The organism is Paenibacillus sp. LjRoot153 (assembly GCF_964253085.1).
In the GTDB taxonomy this organism is placed as follows: Bacteria; Bacillota; Bacilli; order Paenibacillales; family NBRC-103111; genus Paenibacillus_E.
Genome location: NZ_CAXUQH020000001.1, coordinates 6,331,205 through 6,349,282, shown reverse-complemented (window position 1 = coordinate 6,349,282; position 18,078 = coordinate 6,331,205). Strand labels below are relative to the sequence as shown.

The following is an 18,078-nucleotide window of genomic DNA, read 5'->3' as shown; positions in this document are numbered from 1 at the left end:
TTCGTCGATTGGCGTTGTCGGAATTCCACTAGTTCTGTCAGTAGATATTTCATGGTGGTTTTATCCATAATCGCTCCCGTCCTTTAATGGACGGCGTAGCCGTTTATTTTGTATGATAGGGTGAGTTACGTAAAATTTGGAAGCGAAGGGGGCTAGCATTATGGAGTCTTCACATATTGTTATTGAAGCGGATGGTTTAATTAAAAATTATGGGTCCTTCCAGGCTGTGCGGGGCGTTAATTTCCAGGTCTATCAAGGCGAAGTTTTCGGTTTGCTAGGTCCCAATGGTGCCGGGAAAACGACAACGATGGAGATGATCGAAGGGCTGCGGAAGCCAGACGGCGGACGTGCGATTGTAGCAGGATTTGATACGCAGAAGGATTTGGGTAAGGTCAAGGAAGTCATCGGTGTTCAATTGCAATCAACTTCGTTATTCGAGTTGTTGACGGTAGAGGAAATAATGAGGATGTATGCCAGTTTCTATCCGAGCTCTGTTCCGATTGGCCCGCTATTAGAAGATATGACGTTGGTTGATAAAAGGAACGGCCGCGTAAAGCATCTATCCGGTGGGCAAAAGCAGCGGCTTGCCATTGGTCTTGCGCTTTTGAATGATCCCAAGGTCATCTTCTTGGATGAGCCTACAACAGGGTTAGATCCAACAGCAAGACGAACACTGTGGGAGATTATTTTAAAGCTAAAGGAGCGAGGCAAAACGATCGTGCTGTCCACGCATTATATGGAGGAAGCGCACGTGCTTTGCGATCGTATTTGTTTAATGGATCAAGGGAAAGTTGTCGCATTGGATACACCTCGTAATCTAGTGAGCAGCTTGCAATCGGATAGTGCGATCGAGTTTAGATTGCAAGACTTGGTAGAAGCTGACAAGGAATTGGTTGTAGAGGAGCTTCGCGATATTCGTGAAGTCAAGGGCATCGATGTGCGAAAGGATGTGTTCGTCCTTTATACAGATAAGCTTCAGGAATCGCTCATTGATCTCGTGGAGAAAAGCGCTGGTGGCAGATGGCAATTGGCTGACTTGCAGACACGAACGGCTACGCTGGAAGATGTGTTTATTTCCATGACCGGAAGGAGCTTGAAAGAAGAATGAATGCTTATATCCAATTGACCTTAAGCCAGCTTCGTTTTTTTGTCCGTAATCGACAAGTGCTTGTATTCACCTTGTTCATGCCGCTTTTCTTCATGATTATGCTCGGTTCCTTTCTCGGGAAGGGAAATGATATTATCGTCGATGGCGTCGTCATTGATCAGGATCAAACTGCAGAATCCAGGGTCATGGTGGAGGCGCTCCAAGCGAATAGTATTTTGAAGCTAAAACCTGCAGATGACATGGATAAGTCGCTTGAGCAGCTGAAGCATGGCGATCAGAAGTTAGTCGTCGTTATTCAGAAAAATTACGGGCATGCGGTAGGTCTAAAAGGTGCAGATAGCACCAAGGCAAGCTTCTTGCAGGTGTATTATGATCAAACGAACCAGCAGAGTGCGCAGATCGGATTGCAAACTGTCGGGCAGGTAGCGGATAGTGTTTCCAAACAAATCTCCAACTACATCCCGATTGTTCGTATAGATCCGGTGGGCGTGCAAGCTTTACAGCTTCGCTACATCGATTTCCTTGTACCGGGCATTCTGGCGATGATGATCATGACCAACAATTTAAATGGCGTCTCGGGACAAATCGCTTCATGGCGGGAGCGGGGTGTGCTGCGACGCATGCAAAGTACACCGCTGAAGGCATCGACGTTCATCGCCGCGCAAATTACTGCACGCCTTGTGATGAACACGGCGCAAGCCTTAATCGTACTGCTTGTCGGTGCTTTGATTTTCGGCACGCAGGTGAATGGCTCCTGGTGGCTGCTTCTGTTGTTTATCGTCATGGGTACATTGACGTTCATGTCCATCGGTTTTATCATCGCTGGTGTGGCCAAAACCCCGGAGAGTGCCGGGCCAATTTCCGGACTAATCTCGTTCCCGCTCATGTTCTTGGGCGGCGTATTCTTCTCCGTTTCCAGCATGCCGGAGTTCTTGCAGCCGATCGTGAAATCGATCCCGATTACTCAGCTCAGCACGGCCCTTCGGCAGATTATGAATGTGGGTGCTGGCATTGGGGATCTGTGGCAGGAAGGGCTGATGTTGGCCATTTGGTTGGTCGTATCGTTCATCGTGGCTACGTTTACGTTTAAATGGGAGTAGGCTCGTGTTACTAAACGAGAGACTCGGACGTACTGTTTCTAATGATCCGTTATGGTGGCTTTACCACAGGTAAGGGACCTCAGAGCAAACTGAAAGCCCAATCTCTCAGAGGTTGGGCTTTTTAGACTGGAGTTATGGCTTCGGTCTAGGCGAAGCGCGCTCATAGCCCTATAGGTACTCTGCTCACAGTTATCATATATTCACGAACGATAAGCCATACTGTAAGGGTAACTTACCTACAATTAGGAGGATTTGAATGAGTAAACAGCAATGGCTAATCCCGGCTACAGAGGGTCTCGGTCTCCAGCTCAAGATGGGTCAAGTGATTCGGGTTACGGATGTAGAGGGAGAACAAGTTGCCGACTTTGTGGCCTATCGTGGGGATGATATCAGTGAGCGACTTGACCCTAGTGTTACGATGGACGCTTTACATGCGATGAAAGTGAAGCCCGGCGATATCATCTACTCCAATAAATATACGCCTATGCTCACTATCATTAGGGATACGGTAGGACAGCACGATTGGATTAATTCGGCCTGTCGGCCTGAAATGTACGAGTTGCTGTACAATAAGCGAGACCACACCAGCTGCTATATGAACTTAAATGAAGCACTGGCACCATTTGAGATCCCCGCCCCAGATCAGCATTATCCCTTTAATCTATTCATGAACACCATCATTCAGGCATCCGGACAAATCCGTATAGAGAAGCCTCTATCCAAAGCAGGAGATTATATCGAGCTTCGTGCAGAAATGGATCTGATTGTGGCTATTTCTGCTTGTCCCTGCGAAGAAAGTCTCTGCAATGGATACAAGTGTACACCTATTCGCGTTGACATCATCTGATCTTCTAATGAAATAGCACCCGACATACAATAACTTGTACAAGTTAGTTGATATTCAGGGGGCGAAGTTATGCATGATTTTGTCACTTATCTGTTTCTTGGAATTTCGTTATCGGCTCCCATCGGTCCTATAAACGCTGCTCAACTCGATAAGGGAGCCAGATTTGGCTTTACGCAAGCATGGTTGATCGGATTGGGCGCGATGTGTGCCGACTTGCTGTATATGCTGCTTATTTATTTTGGTTTAGCCCATTTCTTAACCACCCCGTTTATGAAAACATTTCTCTGGTTGTTTGGCTGTTTTGTACTTATCTACACGGGCGTTGATACGCTAAGAAACGTGAAGATAACCCAGGAAGCCAGCCCTCGTGAGGTCCAATCCAGCGTAAGATCCTTCCGTTCCGGATTTATTATGGCACTTACCAATCCGCTAAATATCTTGTTTTGGCTCGGTATTTATGGCTCCATTTTAGCCGAAAGTGTGCAGAATTATGGTCTTAACCAAGTGCTTTGGCATAGCTCAGGTATCTTTGCGGGCATCCTTCTATGGGATGTTGCCATGGCCTCGTTCGCCAGCACCTTCCACAAGTTCGGGAATCGTACTACTCTGCAAATGATTTCTGTAGCAGCTGGCCTTTCTCTCATTGGCTTCGGAATTTACTTTGGCTATCAAGCTTATAAGCAGCTAACGGGTTAGCCAGAGGTTTGAACGGTCAGTTGTACCTCTTGACCGGGATACTCACCCATCTATTCTCCTTCGCATAGTATGCTTCGTACTTACGAAGGAGGTTATTACCACATGGCTGATCTATATGCCAAAGACTGGCTTGATGCACATATGACCACTCTTGGCGCATGGCAGCAGGATGCCTTCCGTCAATTCGGCAATATGATTGCAGATCCAGGAAATACGTATCCTTGTATACCTGGCCGTCAAGGCTTCCTTACCAACAACCTGCGCTTTGGCTTTGCAGCAGATCCAAGATCAGAGCAAGCTGCCCTTGACACAGTGGAACTCTTGCAGTCATATGGCCGATGCTCACGGGAAACAGGGAAATTTGCCTCTCTGGTTATATTTTTCCAAACACCTGTAGACATGCTGAATAGCTTCTCTGTAGAAGATTACGAGCGGCTTTTTTGGTCTGTTCTAAGCCGAGTCAGCGCCAAAGATGAAGCGCCATGGCCTGCAAATATTTCAAAGGATCCTTCGCACCATTCATGGGAATTTTGTTGTGATGGGCAGCCGTATTTCTCCTTTTGCGGAACTCCTGCCCATGTGGTTAGAAAAAGCCGAATGTTTTCACATTTCCTCATTGCATTCCAACCGCGATGGGTGTTTGAAGAAATCAACGATTCTACCCCTTTTGGACGCAATATGAAAAGACGTATTCGCCAAAAATTAGTGGCGTACGACGGTGTCCCTGCACATCCTTCTCTGAAATGGTACGGACAAGAGGATAACCAAGAATGGAAGCAATACTTCTTGCGTGATGACGAAAGCATCCCTTCTAAATGTCCCTACACGTATATGAAAAATAAACTAAAAGCCGTGGGCGTGCTATTCCATAAATAGAATAAGGTTACGCAGGCTCTCTTCGTGCCGATTTATGCTTCATCCACAACGTGATTATGACAATCACCATGACGATAAGAAGGCTTGTCCAAAACCCAGGTCTACCGCTTATCTCCAGGAGTGGTCCTGTTGCTGCTGCCATGATAAGAAGGATCGCGGTCCAAGATTTCAGTTGTCCGCTAAGATTTGGGCGAAGTTGTTTGAGATACGATGCAACGATAAGCAACCACGTATATAGGAGAACCAATCCCCCTGCCGTGGTCATATGCTCAAAGATATGGCTTGGCATCACTAGTGCAAGGACGATAGAAACACATAACCCCATTGTATTCACACCTAGTGCATAAAGAGGTAACTGCTTCTTGCCTTTCCTATCGGCCAGCCATGGCGGAGCATCACCGCCTTCTGCTAAAGCAACTAGCATCGTAGATACGCCGTATAGCGAGGCAACGAGGATAGAAAACCCTGCAATAATTAGGACCCCATTCATCATATGCACTAGCACAGGTAACCCCATAATGCCTAGAGAGAGAAGCAGCGGACTTTTATCAGATGTTAATTGCTCCTTGGTGATAAAAAGAAGCGCTAAACTAATAGATAACACATAGAGCACGGTGATCGTAAGCAGCATAAGCCTCCCAGCTTTATAAGCCTCTTTGGGATTTCGCAAATGGATGGCCATAAAGCCCATGACCTCTATGCCGCTAAACGCATAAAACGCATACAAAAGTCCTTTCCATGCGCCTGTCCAACCTGAACCAATCCAATGAGCCGTACTGCCCTGAATCGCGTTTATGCCATGGGTTCCTTTGATGAAAGCAATTCCTGCGATGGCGATGAATAGGAACACTGCCCCCATTTTAACGATAGCGCATATATTCTCCGTTTTGTTAATTCCTTTGGAGCCAAGAATAATAACAAGAAGGGCAAGGAACGAGTAGAAAGCAGTCAACAACCAGAGTGGCAGATTAGGAAGCCAAAATTGCGTGAAAATTCCAATTGCCGTTAAGGAACTACCTAAAATGAGCATTTCCGAGGACCAATACAACCATCCCACGCCAAATCCTGCCCAGCGGCCATATGCTTCCCTAACATAATTTCGAAAAGACCCTTTTTCTGGGTTGGCAGCCGTCATCTGTGCTAAGGCTTCATATACAAATAAGGTGGCTAGTGCTGCCAATAAAAAAATAAAAACAACCACAAACCCACTCTTCTGAATGGCGATGCTGGAACCAAGGAAGAAACCTGTTCCTATTGTGCAGCCAATTCCGAATAAAGCTAACTGCCACCAGGATAGCTTGTTCGTGTTGTTGTCACTGTTCGTATGCCGCAATGTCACCATCCGTCATTGACCTCCATATCCCTGGTTAATAGGAGAAAGCCCAAACAGCAGCCTTTAGGCTGATGCTGGGCTTCACAAGCTGCTAGCTAGTGCACAGACGCTGCTGCTTTGTTATTAGGCGGCATTTGTGGCGCCCCGGTTGCTGGGACGAATGCTGTCAGCATGCTTTGCATATCGGAAGCTTCTAATTGAGGCACCTGGTAGTAGGCAAGTCTATTTTGATAAAGGAAGATTTCATAAGCCATTTCTATGAAATTTTGTACCTGAGAGGCTAATACACGCCGAACGACGGGATTCGTCACTTCCACGGCTGTCATGGTTAGTAAAGACGCATGCGTTTTGATCAGACCTATCATATGCCCGCTTATTCCCGCATCCTTGACATCAGCGAGCGATTGGTTTGGCTTTTTCGGTTGGGTTGGCTTAATGCCGTAAATCGGCTCCGATAATTGCTTAATCATATACGTGGACGTTTCTTGGCTTGGCTTTTGTCCGGTTGTGAAACACTCAGCGGTTAAATTGTACTGGGCAAGTGTGAACTGGTATTGACGATCCAGAATGTCCAGCAGCTCGCTATCTTGTACAAACTGTCTAAACATCATGAATTGGTCCAGCACATTAATGGTACAAGCCAACACCTCATGTAAATCGAAAAGCTCATGACCACCGTGGTTTGTATTAGGCGTAGTTTGCGTTTGATAATTGGGCTGCATTTCCTGTTGCATAACGAAGTCTCCTTTGGAATTGAGGTAATGTAACTTCGTTAATGTTAGTCATAGTTCGTTGGTTTATACATGGATATAACATCTATTGGCAATTGCTCACTTATAAGGGAGCCGCGGGTGTAAAAGTTGGCAACGACTTACTTGATCGTGCTACAATTAGTAAATGTCAAAGTAAAATCAGAAGGAGGCCCAACCTGATCTCTCAGTGGTTTGCTCGAAGGAGTAAATTTCAAAAAGTGGCTGTCAGGGTGCTCCAACAATAATCATTGAAGGTCTATCCCCTTCTACCGCATTGAAAGACTTTAATGAGAAGTTTAATTTATATCAGAAATATGGGGTACAGGAGTATTGGATTGTCGATCCAGGGAACCGAACGGTTCACGTATATTCGCTGCAGGATGGCAGCTACCAGGTTCGTCAACTGTATACGGAACCGGAACAAAATACGATCCAGTCTTTCATATTCAAAGATTTACAGGTGCCGTTAGATAAGTTATTTAATTTAGAATAAATGCACACCCAAAAGCCCAACCCTTCAAGGGTTGGGCTTTCTCTTACAAAAACCGTCGATGATGCTTCTTCCCATCAAAACTAAACAACACCGGCTTATCCTCGACCATCGTATGCATATGAATGGTCTTACCCCACAGTTTATAAATATACGGCAGTGTCCGCTCCACATACTTCAGATCCAGCTCCACGCCTTCAAAAGCATGCTTTAGATACAACTCCCCGTTGCGCTGATAGTCGCCATCTTCCACCACGATGTAAGGGAAACCACCATTCACTCTGGAGTAAATGAGCTGATCTCGCGTATTTTCCCACGTTTTGTCTGTGATTTTCCACTCGGGTCCTTTCTTCTCAAACACGTACAGATCTAACTCTTCAACCAGTGGTTTATTCAAATAGTTGCGGATAAACGAGGTATCAGACTCGTATTCGCGAACTTCGAATATCTTTTTCCTGCCTTGCCCAGGCTTCCGTCCGAATCTGCGGATTTCTTCTTCCGTCGGCGCATCCCAGTGCTTTTCAATGTCCTCAAATATTTTGACGCCCAGATAATAAGGATTCAAAGAATGGCGAGAGGGAACGACGACGGAGGAGTTCAGCTTGGAGTACTCGATCGTTTCTTCCTCGGTCAAATCCAATTCGCGCAGGATGTGTTGATGCCAGTACGAAGCCCAGCCTTCGTTCATGATTTTGGTCTCAAGCTGCGGCCAGAAGTAGAGCATTTCATCGCGCAGCATGGTCAGGATATCCCGTTGCCATTCTTCCATGTAAGGCGCATTTTCTTCGATAAATAGAAGAAGGTCCTTTTCAGGCTTCGGTGGAAAACGTTTCGTATCTTCTTTATCCAAGGAGTCAGCAGCCTTGTTTCGGCTATCTAAGTCCCATAAATCTTCATACCCGTAGGTGGCTTCCGAGCGTACCGCTGGTGTAGCTGCTTTGTTATTTTCTTGGCGTTTGCGAGTTTGGCCATAAGTTAGCGTTAATACAGGGTCAATGTGCTCTTGTATAGCAAGCACGGCATCAATGAATTGTTCAACCTCATCGATCCCATGCTCGATTTCATATTGGCGAATGCGTTCAGCGGTAGCGGACATGCTCTCGACCATATTGCGATTCGTTTTGGAGAAGCGTGCGTTATTTTTGAAAAAGTCGCAGTGGGCAAGCACGTGCGCGACGATCAGTTTATTTTGAATCAGCGAATTTCCGTCTAAAAGGAAGGCGTAGCACGGGTCCGAATTGATGACCAATTCGTAAATTTTACTAAGTCCAAAATCGTACTGCGTTTTCATGCGATGGAAATTTTTACCGAAGCTCCAGTGGCTATAGCGCGTCGGCATCCCGTAGGCACCGAAGGTGTAAATAATTTCTGCCGGACAGATTTCGTACCGCATGGGAAAGAAGTCGAGCCCAAAGCCTTTCGCGATCTCCGTAATTTCATCAATGGCATATTCTAGCTTTTGGATTTCGGATTTACTCACTGTGCAGGCACTCCTTCCTTTTTGGTAAAAAAGGTTTTTAACGCTTTGTACACTTCACCTTTTTCACGGATGACGTAATGCAGGAATTTCGGATTGTTAATATGGCGGAAAGCGGACATCAGCGTAGAGCTGCGGTTATATTGATTCACTTCCCCGTAGCCAAACATGTTTGAGCGCTCCATTAATTGTGTGATCAGCTTTACGCATCGCTCGTTATCGGAGGTTAAATTATCGCCGTCCGAGAAATGGAATGGATAAATGTTGAACTGAGAAGGAGGGTATCTTTTATCAATAATATCAATCGCCGTTTGATAGGCCGAAGAACAGATCGTGCCCCCGCTCTCGCCTTTCGTGAAAAACTCTTCTTCTGTAACCTCTTTAGCCTCGGTATGATGGGCGATAAACACGATTTCAACGTTCTCATATTTCGTGCGCAAGAAGCGGGTCATCCAGAAGAAGAAGCTGCGGGCTATGTACTTCTCAAAGGAGCCCATGGAACCAGAGGTATCCATCATGGCAATAATAAGCGCATTCGAATGCGGTTTCTCGATTTCCTCCCATGTTTTGAAACGCAGATCATCTGGTGAGATATGATGAATACCCGGTGAGCTGCCTCGCGAATTGCGGCGCATATTTTCGAGGATCGTCCGTTTCTTGTCGATGTTGGACATGATCCCTTTTTTACGAATATCGTTGAAAATAACTTCGGTGGATGTCATGTTCCGCTTCTCTTTTTGCTGCAAATTCGGCAGCTCGAGCTCGGAGAATAGCATCGCTTGCAGCTCTTCCATACTCACTTCGGCTTCGTAATAATCATCGCCGGCTTGATCGCCCGCGCCTTCGCCTTTACCTGGACCTTGTGCAGGCTGCGGGTCTGTTCCCAGTACATCGCCTACCTGCGAATCGCCGTCGCCTTGACCGACATGCTTGCCTTTGTTGAAGTTGTAGCGGAAACGGTATTCGTCTAAGCTTTTTATCGGTACCTTCACGACTTGTTTTCCATTGGACATGACAATGCTTTCGTCTGTAACGAGATCAGGAAGGTTCTGTTTAATGGCATCTTTGACCTTCTCTTGATGTCTGGTTTGATCTTGGTATCCTTTGCGGTGGAGTGACCAATCCTCTTTGGAAACGATAAATAAGGGCTCTGTCATGGGGACACCTCCTTGGCGTTTATGATAAGCAGAACGCTAATCAGACATAGGGAAATAAAGCTTGTTATTAAATATATTCAAGTGTGCGGGGGATATGTGGTGAATTGCTGTGGGAATTTATCTAAAAAAGAAGGTAATATTTTCAGTAACCTTAGTTGAACTGTTTAGAAGTTAATTTCTGATATAATAGAACAATCTCACTCAAGTAGGAGTAATGATATAATGGACCCCAGCAATCAGATACGCACGTACTTACAATCAGTAAAGAAAGCCACAGTTTCTCTTCATGATTTAGAACGCCTTTTTCTAGGTCAGCCATGTACCTATGAACAATTCTCGCAGTCTGTACTGGAGCTTGAAGCTGAGGAACTAATAGAGATGGTTCAGAGCAAAGGGAGAACGGGTAAACTACCATCCCTTGCTTATCAATATAGAGTGCAGAAGAATCGTTTAAAGGAAGATACACATAAGGATATCCACCAGGCCAGATTGCTTCTACATCCTTCTATTCAACTGGATAGCTATTATTCTTCAGGAGCTGGGATTTGGGAGCAAGACAGGCCCTTTATTGAACGGATCGATGCCTATTTAAAGAGGGAGATGTTTCCGAGCATCCCAGTACCAGCACCGGAAAGAAGTTTTGAGCTGGTCGCAGATGAGAAATGGATAACAGAGAAGCAAGGGAAAGAGTTGCTGATGCGAATCGGTTTGTGGGACAAGTTTCTTATTATTCCCGTGGAAGATCCCTTGATGTTTGCTGTGAATCCATATAGCTTAACTAAAGCAGTACATAAGCATCTGATCGTTGAAAATAAAACAACCTATCAAGCACTACTTCAGGCGTTGCCGGATGTTCCGTTCACTACCTTAATTTTTGGTGGCGGATATCGTGTAACGAAAAGTATCGAGATGCTGTCTATGCAGCTTCCGCTTAAGGAAGCTGCGCATGAATTCTACTATTTTGGCGATATCGATAGAGAAGGAATTTCCATATGGCATCTATTCAATGAGAGGGTGCTTGCCCTTTTTGGCAAACCGGCTTGTCTGGCACTTCCCTTTTACAGAGCATGTTTGAGCCGAGAGTTTGCTTATGGGAAAGAGAACCAACGTGGCAATGAGCAGGCTCTGCAAGATTTTCTGTCTCATTTTACGGAGGAGGAACACAAATTAATTAACCTTTGTTTAGCAGAGGGCGGTTATTTTCCTCAAGAAATAGTACCAACACACGAGCTTTGCAGGATTTGGAGGCACACAGCATGGACTACGTAGAAATTGGTCAAGTGATTTCCGGGTTTCGGGAACGTATGACCAAGCTGGCACTTTTTGATCCGCTTTATGAGCTTCAGAGAAAGCGGCAAACAGATCGACAAAATAAACCGATTGATTTCATGGAACTTGGGTTGTTAACGCTGCTGTACTTCTTCGAGCAGAAGTTGATGCGAAATAACAAGGCTGGCGTCAAGGACTTAGCCGAGTTTCTTTTGAAAGTGACGGGGATCTTCATTGATTTGGATGAAGCTGGATTTGAGGACTTAGCTAGGCAGATCACGCAAGTGTTTCGCCCAACGACAGGGAAAAAACGGGATTTCACGTTTATGAACTGGGAATCTGGGGTGGCGGAGCATATTTATATATCGATTCTGAAAGCGAATGCCTTCGACTTAAAAACGAATACGCAGTACTACACGCTCGACGAGGATGGATTGGAGCTTATTTTTGCGACCAAGGAATTCTATACCGAATTCCAATTGTCAATTCATCAGTTAGTATTGCGCAAACAGTTGGAGAAGGGCGAGTTCGAAGGCGCCCTGCGGCAAATTAATGAAATGCGGATCGACGTGGAAGCACTACAGGAGCGGATGGTCAAGCTGGAACATGAGCTGAAAAGAAATATTGTGTCGGAAGAAACATTTGGACGATATAAAGGTCTGCTAGAAGATATATATTTGCGATTGCAAATGGAGAATGAGGAGTTTGAGGAATTACGACAATTCGTGAAAGAGACCAAGGATCGCGTTCAGGCACAGACCGTTAGACAGGTGGATCAACGACCTTATGAGTTAATTTTACGGATATCCAATGAGCTGGAGAAGGTACATGGCGAGCATTCCGTTCTTTTCCATCAGAGTATGGTGTTGAAATCACATGCCTTAGGTGCAGCGCAAGAATCCTTGTATTATACGGGACTCGATTCCTTTAATTTCGATCAGGATATTGCATCTCTTATCTTTAGTACGCCACTGCCTCCGGAGACGATGAAAGGTGTGATAGCCCCGTTCTTACCGGTTCAGGAGACCAAGATGTGGTCGCTTTTGACGGTGTGGGCCGAGCAAAACTTGCTGGAAGACAGCAGCGGACAGGAGCGGGATGATACGTTTCTGGAAATTGGTGGAGACAGCGAAGAATACCGGTACCAGACGATGCAGAAAAAGTTGTACAAACTTCTGATGGAGCAGCTTTTGCAATTGATGGAAGAGCAGGGCTGCGTCGAGTTGAAATCTTTTATCCAACGGTTCGAAGAGAGAGAAAGTGCAAGATTGCTGGGCGAGAGAGCTTTCTATGATTTTTGGATTTTTCTGCATCAAAGAAGCCCCCTTCGGGCGTTGGATCAGGATAAACAGCAAAATGAAGAGCAGGGAACGTTACTGGAAGATATGTATGCACTTCTGGGGAATCGCTGTTTGGTCGTTATTGAACAAAAGGAAATCATTCAAGTGAATGATAGGTTTAGCATACAGAATATGTTGATTTCGTGGGGAGAACAGGATGACAATCGGACTTGAAAATGGAACAGTAATGAAAGCTTTTCGAATCTATACCTTGCTCGCTCGTGATAACGAGGTAGGGAAAGAGTGGCTCCAAGAATACATGGCGGATGATGTGATACGCGGTCTTGTGGATCAATTCGCGCGAGAAGTCGATTGCGTAACGATCATTGCCGGCGAACAGTTGTATATGATTCCGGAGACACGGCTATCGCCTTTTCATATGAATAACGAAGTGATTAAACGAACTTATCTACGCGCGAACGCCGTGAACGCGGATCTTTATCTGATGTATGTCAGCATTATTGTGCTCATTGGCGCCTTCTATGATAGCTACCAAACGATGGAGCCAACGAGAAGTTTTATCGGGATCGAAGAGTGGACAGCGCTTGTGAATGAGCGAATTGCCTTATTGAAGACACATCCGGAAGCGGAATTAAAAGAGATGGAGAAGGAGTTCTCCTATAACTGGATATCTTTGATTGAAAAATGGGATGCCATGGACGATATCAAGGAGACGGCTGCAAGGCAAAGTGGGAATACGATCAGCAGGGTCAGCTTTATGGATTCTGTCCGTAAGTTTCTCATCACGCAAGAACTGGTGACTGACATTGGTAATCAGGAAATTACGTTGACCGAAAAGGCCAAAGTGGTTGTGCAGCGCTATTTTATGGAGTTGGAATATAACCGCGGCATTTTGGAGTTTTTATATCAAAACGATACGTTTGAGGGGGAGGGAAGCGAACATGCCAGCGATCTCTAAAATACGTTTTACGAATGTGGTCTATGAGGACGGAAACAAGCGCTACAACGACGAATTATTTCATTTCGATGGGCATAACGGTGCGATCCTGCTGGAAAATGGAGGAGGCAAGACAGTTTTCATCCAGTCTGCCATTCAAGCCATCCTACCGCATGAGGAGCTTGCCGGACGTAAAATAAAAGACACCTTAAGTCTCGAAAATGGTCCTGCGCATATTGCGATCGAGTGGATTTTAAGCGAACGGCCTCGGCGATATGTAGTGACATGCATCAGTTTATTTTTGACAGCAACAGGAATTGATTCGTATCGGTATGTCTATGACTATCCGGTGCTTGATCCGGATGCCATTGATCGGATTCCTTTTGTTAAGGAAAGCGCCGGCCATCTTCGAGCAGCAGATAGAGGCGAAATTCATGATTATTACCACCAGATGACGTTAAAAAGAATGAACGCGAAACTGCCTCCCACGATGAAAGAATACAAAAAAATATTGGAAAATGATTACCACATTATTGCCTCAGAATGGGAACGTATCGCGAAGATCAATAGCTCAGAGGGCGGTGTGGAAAGCTTTTTTGATGAATGTAAAACGATGAGCCAGTTGTTTGATCGCTTGTTGATCCCGACGGTTGAAGATGCCATGGCTGGATACGAACAAGGCGAATTCGCGAATAATTTTGAAATGCACAGGGACAGCTTCAAAAAATATAAAGAATTAAAAGAAAAAATCGAAGAAAATAAAAAAATTCTCGTTGAATTGGACCAGTATGTTCTTCGTTTTGCCAATATGGATACGAAGCAGATGGCGTATGAAGCCGCTCAAGCTGAAACGAAGGCTTATTGGTTGCTCGTGAATGAACAGAAAAATGAGGAAACTACCAAGCTCTCGCAGTGGCATCAGATGATGTCAGCATGTGACCAGCAATTGCTGGGATTGGCACGGAAGAAGGAATCGCTTCATATTGCGAAGCAAAAGCAGGAACAATCCGTGTTGGAAACAAAACTCAGATTGGTTGAGGAGGACGTTGAGTTTAAAGAAAAGCTTGTACGGAGTGCTAAAGAGAGCTATTATTCTTTGCGTTTGGCCGATTACAGGCAGCAGTGGACCTCTGCCGAGGAGCGCATGAACTATGTGCAGCGCGAACTTGCACAATTCGGTAATACCCAAGAAGAGGATGTTTTGCGGAAAGCATGGATCCAGAATGGCGGGCAAATTCGCAGTATTTACAGCAAGATGGAACAGGAATGGCAAGCTGAAGAAGAGAAACTCAGTCAGGAAGTAGCTGCTCATCAGAATAGGTTGAACCTAGAGGAAACGGTTCTGAATGAGCTTTCAAGTGAACTAGAGCTATTAAACAAACAGCTAATTGAACATAGATCCATTGTGCAAGCACGTGAGAAAGATAAAGACGAGCTGAGAGTCAATGTTCTGGCCAATCCGGCCGTGGAGAGCATGGAAGGCAGCATGACGGAATGGATTCAGCGATACCAGAAGTTGGATGAGGGCAATGTGCAGTTGGTGCAGAAGAATAAGGATTTGGCATTCGGTAAAAAGGAAAGTGAGAGTCAACTAGTAGGTGTGAGTGAAAGTCTTAAGATCGCCTACGTGGAACGTGCCAGTGCAGAGCACAACCTCGAAGCATTTAAAAAAGTGCATCAATCCATGCTTGAAGAAATCGCTTCGTACAAGTCTTCATGGGGGAGACTCTCCTCCGTTTATGAGAAGCAAAGTTCGATTGAAGAACGACTTAGAGAGGATACTGAAAAGCTGCTGCTTGAGAAGGAAGCTTACTTGCTGAAAGAGCGTCTAGCTTTCCGCTATATCGATGATTACAGCGCCCAGCCTACATTTTTTGCGGATGTTTATGTGGCAGGTTTGGTGGACAAGTGGAGAAATCAGTTCGCGTTATTGGAGACAGGTATTCAATATTTGCAGAGTTTGAAGTTAACTGAGCGGGCGATGACTCACCCCCTCTGGTCCGTAACGTTGATTACGACGGAAGGCGAGGTTGGACTAGTCACAAGCAAGCTGCGGCAATATGCCGAAGATATGCAGTTCCCGATTCAAGTGATCTCTTCTCGGGAAGCGGCGTGTTTGGCTAATAGTGATACACCGGTAGCCGCAGAGCATAGCGCGTGGGTTGAACCACAGCATTGGCGTGATAATGTGGAGGATATGGAATTCATCAACTGGAAGCATACGATCTCCCAAAAAGGTGAAGAAGTTCGGGCAGCGCGCAAAGAGAAGGAAAGTGATCTGCAGCGTACTTCTGATCTTCAAGCCGCTTTTGGCCGATTCCTGTTGGTATATCCACTTGAGGTTGTACAAGAAATGGAAAGGCGAGTAGGAATTACACGCGATTCTGTACGTGAGCTAGAGGGCCAAGAGGAGGCCATTAAGAAGTCCATAAGTCAGGTAGAACAGACGATTCAGCAGCATAATGCCGTACTGGACGAGCAAAAAGTGGAAATGGTACAGCTCCAACAATGGATTGAAAAAGGACAAAAATATATCGCTCTGGGCAAAGAAATCGTTACTTTGAATGTGGCCATTGACCAGCTTATAGAGCAGTCTGACGATCAACAAAATAAGCTGGAAAGCAGAAGGCGCTCGATGGAGCAAGTGAAGCTGCAGTGTGATGTTGTGAAAAGCAGAATGGGCGTTGTGAAAACGGAGAAAGCGAGTCTTCAAAGTCAGGATCTGTATATCGAATTAGGGGATGTGCAGCCCATTGAAGCGAATCATAGCTTAGATTGGTTGAAAACAGAAAGAAAAGATTTGCATCTCAAGCTCAATCATATTTCCCAAGGGCGGCAGCAGCTTGAAACGGAGTTAAGCCATGCCAAAGCAAGCAGAATAACGTTGGAGAGGGATATGAGCAAGCTTCGATTGGAACAAGCTGACTTGAATTTGAATGAGGAGCTTGCCTTCTCTGTGACGGGTGAAGATCAGATGTCGCAGCTATTGTCAGAGCTCAAGGAACACGAATCAAGATTGGCTCGCGATAAGGAAGAATTCGTGCGGGTTGAGAAACGATTTGATGAACTAACAACGAGGATTAAGTTACTGATCGAGCAGTATAGAGGCACGCATGCGGAAGAACGGCCTTTCACCTTTACAGAGTCGCTGAGCGTAGTGGATGCCCAAGTCCAGAGTGAGGATGCACGTCTGCAACAGCAGAAGTTGGGCTTACAGCAGCAACACACGCAAATCCAAGCGCAATTAAGTAAAATCGGAGAAGTGATCGATTACTTAAATCAATACAAAATCTTGCACGGGTTTGAAAATCCACTCATTCAGGCAGCTATTATCACGCAGGAGCAGAAAGCGGAATTTCCCAATGACAGAATGAAATCGGTACGGAAATCCGTGACGTCGCTAACTGCCCTGATGAAAGAATTGGAAGCAGAAGAGTCGTCTGTGAAAAAGGCCAGACTGCATTTTATTGATTTTTGCCGGAAACAAATCAAGGATGTCAAAATGAGAGACATGGCTGAGCAAGGTGTCGAGAAAAAGGATAACTATCAGGAACTAACGCAATTTCAGCAGAAAATGCACAGCCGAATCGAACGTGTCAATCATGTAGCTGAAGAGACAATGCGTACACATAATCAACAGCTCGAACAGTATATTATTCATGTGCACAGCCATTTGAAGTTGATCGCATCAGAACTACGAGATATTCCGAATAAAACGAGGGTCAAGGTCGAAGACCAGTGGAAGTTCATTTACTCATTTCTGATTCCAGAATGGGATGAACTTGAGGCTAAAGATCATCTGCGTAAGCATCTGGAATGGATTTTGAGCGAACTGGAAAAAGGACATTACCGCGATGATAACGATCAAGAAGTGAAATCAACGGTTCGCAAAGAGATCGAAAAATGGTTAGATACCAAGCAGCTTCTGCAGATTGTTCTGCAAGAAAAAGTGATGAAAGTATCTTGCCGTAAAGTAACCAATGAGAACAACGTAACGAAGGCTTCCTTCTCTTGGGAACAGTCTAATAATTGGTCTGGCGGGGAAAAATGGAGCAAAAATATGACGTTATTCTTAGGTCTGCTCAACTATGTCGCTGAAAAACGCCAACATATTCAAGCGAACATGAAGCGACATCGCACCGTAATTCTCGATAATCCCTTCGGTAAGGCATCGAGTGATCATGTATTAAGTCCTGTATTTTTTATCGCTGAGCAACTTGGCTTTCAAATTATCGCGCTAACTGCGCATGCAGAAGGAAAATTTCTCAAAGATTATTTCCCAGTTGTCTTTAGCTGTAGACTTAGACAAGCGGCAAATGGTAACAAGCTGGTCATGACGAAAGAAAAGGAAATTAATCAAGCTTATTTTCGTGATCATGCGCCGATTGCGTTAGAGCGTATAGGTGATGTTACGCAGATGGAGTTATTTATTTAGGGTGGGCTTTACTTCGTGAACAAGGCGGGATTGTATGCTGTATTTCCCCGTTTAATGGACATGAACGACGCTATTTCTAAAAAAGCAGACAGTCTCCTCGTGTAACGGACTCCAGCGACGTTATTTACTGTTTTGGAGGCAAAATTATGCCCCAAACAGGGGAATAACGGCCATGTTGTCAGTTAGAATTTGTAATGGCTACTTTGTCGCTTAATAACGTTCGCTGTGTCCGTTAGGCATGGGTTGGCTTTATAGTCCATTGTTTTACAAAAAGTCTGCTTAATCTCCTGTGGCTACGCT

General features: G+C 45.2%; 14 protein-coding genes. 10 read left to right on the top strand and 4 right to left on the bottom strand.

All coding sequences use genetic code 11. The features are described from left to right. The first annotated feature begins 160 nt into the window (after window positions 1–160). The 5 genes from ACSQ8P_RS27390 to ACSQ8P_RS27370 all read left to right on the top strand — a co-directional run bounded on the left by ACSQ8P_RS27390 (window position 161) and on the right by ACSQ8P_RS27370 (window position 4,627). Entirely contained in the window at window positions 161–1,108 is a 948-nt protein-coding gene (locus ACSQ8P_RS27390; protein WP_436238082.1) for an ABC transporter ATP-binding protein, read from the top strand. Continuing rightward, the gene (locus ACSQ8P_RS27385; RefSeq protein WP_436238081.1) at window positions 1,105–2,208 is read left to right on the top strand and encodes an ABC transporter permease; all 1,104 of its coding nucleotides are present in this window, start codon (window positions 1,105–1,107) and stop codon (window positions 2,206–2,208) included. The genes ACSQ8P_RS27390 and ACSQ8P_RS27385 overlap by 4 nt, the downstream gene beginning before the upstream one ends. A gap of 256 nt (window positions 2,209–2,464) precedes the next feature. Continuing rightward, window positions 2,465–3,055 carry a DUF1989 domain-containing protein gene (locus ACSQ8P_RS27380; RefSeq protein ID WP_436238080.1) on the top strand — a complete coding sequence of 197 codons (591 nt, stop codon included), beginning with the start codon at window positions 2,465–2,467 and terminating at the stop codon, window positions 3,053–3,055. 69 nt (window positions 3,056–3,124) lie between these two features. Next, on the top strand, window positions 3,125–3,751 hold the full coding sequence (locus tag ACSQ8P_RS27375) for a LysE family translocator (protein ID WP_436238079.1): 627 nt from the start codon (window positions 3,125–3,127) through the stop codon (window positions 3,749–3,751). A 102-nt stretch (window positions 3,752–3,853) separates the two neighbouring features. Beyond that, window positions 3,854–4,627, top strand: a complete 774-nt coding sequence (locus ACSQ8P_RS27370; RefSeq protein ID WP_436238078.1) for a YqcI/YcgG family protein — start codon at window positions 3,854–3,856, stop codon at window positions 4,625–4,627. A 7-nt stretch (window positions 4,628–4,634) separates the two neighbouring features. Here the strand turns inward: ACSQ8P_RS27370 and ACSQ8P_RS27365 are convergent, their stop codons facing one another. Both ACSQ8P_RS27365 and ACSQ8P_RS27360 read right to left on the bottom strand, forming a co-directional pair. Beyond that, window positions 4,635–5,969 (bottom strand): amino acid permease, encoded by a 1,335-nt coding sequence (locus ACSQ8P_RS27365; RefSeq protein ID WP_436238077.1) that lies wholly within the window; start codon window positions 5,967–5,969, stop codon window positions 4,635–4,637. Window positions 5,970–6,055: 86 nt separating this feature from the next. Then, window positions 6,056–6,694 (bottom strand): spore coat protein, encoded by a 639-nt coding sequence (locus tag ACSQ8P_RS27360; RefSeq protein WP_436238076.1) that lies wholly within the window; start codon window positions 6,692–6,694, stop codon window positions 6,056–6,058. A gap of 226 nt (window positions 6,695–6,920) precedes the next feature. Between ACSQ8P_RS27360 and ACSQ8P_RS27355 the strand changes: the two genes are divergently transcribed. Further along, entirely contained in the window at window positions 6,921–7,205 is a 285-nt protein-coding gene (locus tag ACSQ8P_RS27355; protein ID WP_436239616.1) for a Uma2 family endonuclease, read from the top strand. Window positions 7,206–7,248: 43 nt separating this feature from the next. On the opposite strand, the gene ACSQ8P_RS27350 is transcribed toward ACSQ8P_RS27355, so the two are convergent. Then, on the bottom strand, window positions 7,249–8,682 hold the full coding sequence (locus tag ACSQ8P_RS27350) for a SpoVR family protein (protein ID WP_436238075.1): 1,434 nt from the start codon (window positions 8,680–8,682) through the stop codon (window positions 7,249–7,251). After that, window positions 8,679–9,836 (bottom strand): sporulation protein YhbH, encoded by a 1,158-nt coding sequence (gene yhbH / locus ACSQ8P_RS27345; RefSeq protein WP_068662927.1) that lies wholly within the window; start codon window positions 9,834–9,836, stop codon window positions 8,679–8,681. The genes ACSQ8P_RS27350 and yhbH overlap by 4 nt, the downstream gene beginning before the upstream one ends. Window positions 9,837–10,058: 222 nt before the next feature. Between yhbH and ACSQ8P_RS27340 the strand changes: the two genes are divergently transcribed. The 4 genes from ACSQ8P_RS27340 to ACSQ8P_RS27325 are packed head-to-tail and all read left to right on the top strand — an operon-like array spanning window position 10,059 to window position 17,778. Then, window positions 10,059–11,105, top strand: coding sequence for a Wadjet anti-phage system protein JetD domain-containing protein (locus tag ACSQ8P_RS27340; RefSeq protein WP_436238074.1), 1,047 nt, complete (start codon window positions 10,059–10,061; stop codon window positions 11,103–11,105). Then, entirely contained in the window at window positions 11,093–12,619 is a 1,527-nt protein-coding gene (locus ACSQ8P_RS27335) for a replicative DNA helicase (RefSeq protein ID WP_436238073.1), read from the top strand. The genes ACSQ8P_RS27340 and ACSQ8P_RS27335 overlap by 13 nt, the downstream gene beginning before the upstream one ends. Beyond that, window positions 12,603–13,364, top strand: a complete 762-nt coding sequence (locus tag ACSQ8P_RS27330; RefSeq protein ID WP_436238072.1) for a DUF6063 family protein — start codon at window positions 12,603–12,605, stop codon at window positions 13,362–13,364. The genes ACSQ8P_RS27335 and ACSQ8P_RS27330 overlap by 17 nt, the downstream gene beginning before the upstream one ends. Then, the gene (locus ACSQ8P_RS27325; RefSeq protein ID WP_436238071.1) at window positions 13,348–17,778 is read left to right on the top strand and encodes a chromosome segregation ATPase; all 4,431 of its coding nucleotides are present in this window, start codon (window positions 13,348–13,350) and stop codon (window positions 17,776–17,778) included. The genes ACSQ8P_RS27330 and ACSQ8P_RS27325 overlap by 17 nt, the downstream gene beginning before the upstream one ends. The last annotated feature ends 300 nt before the right edge of the window (window positions 17,779–18,078 follow it).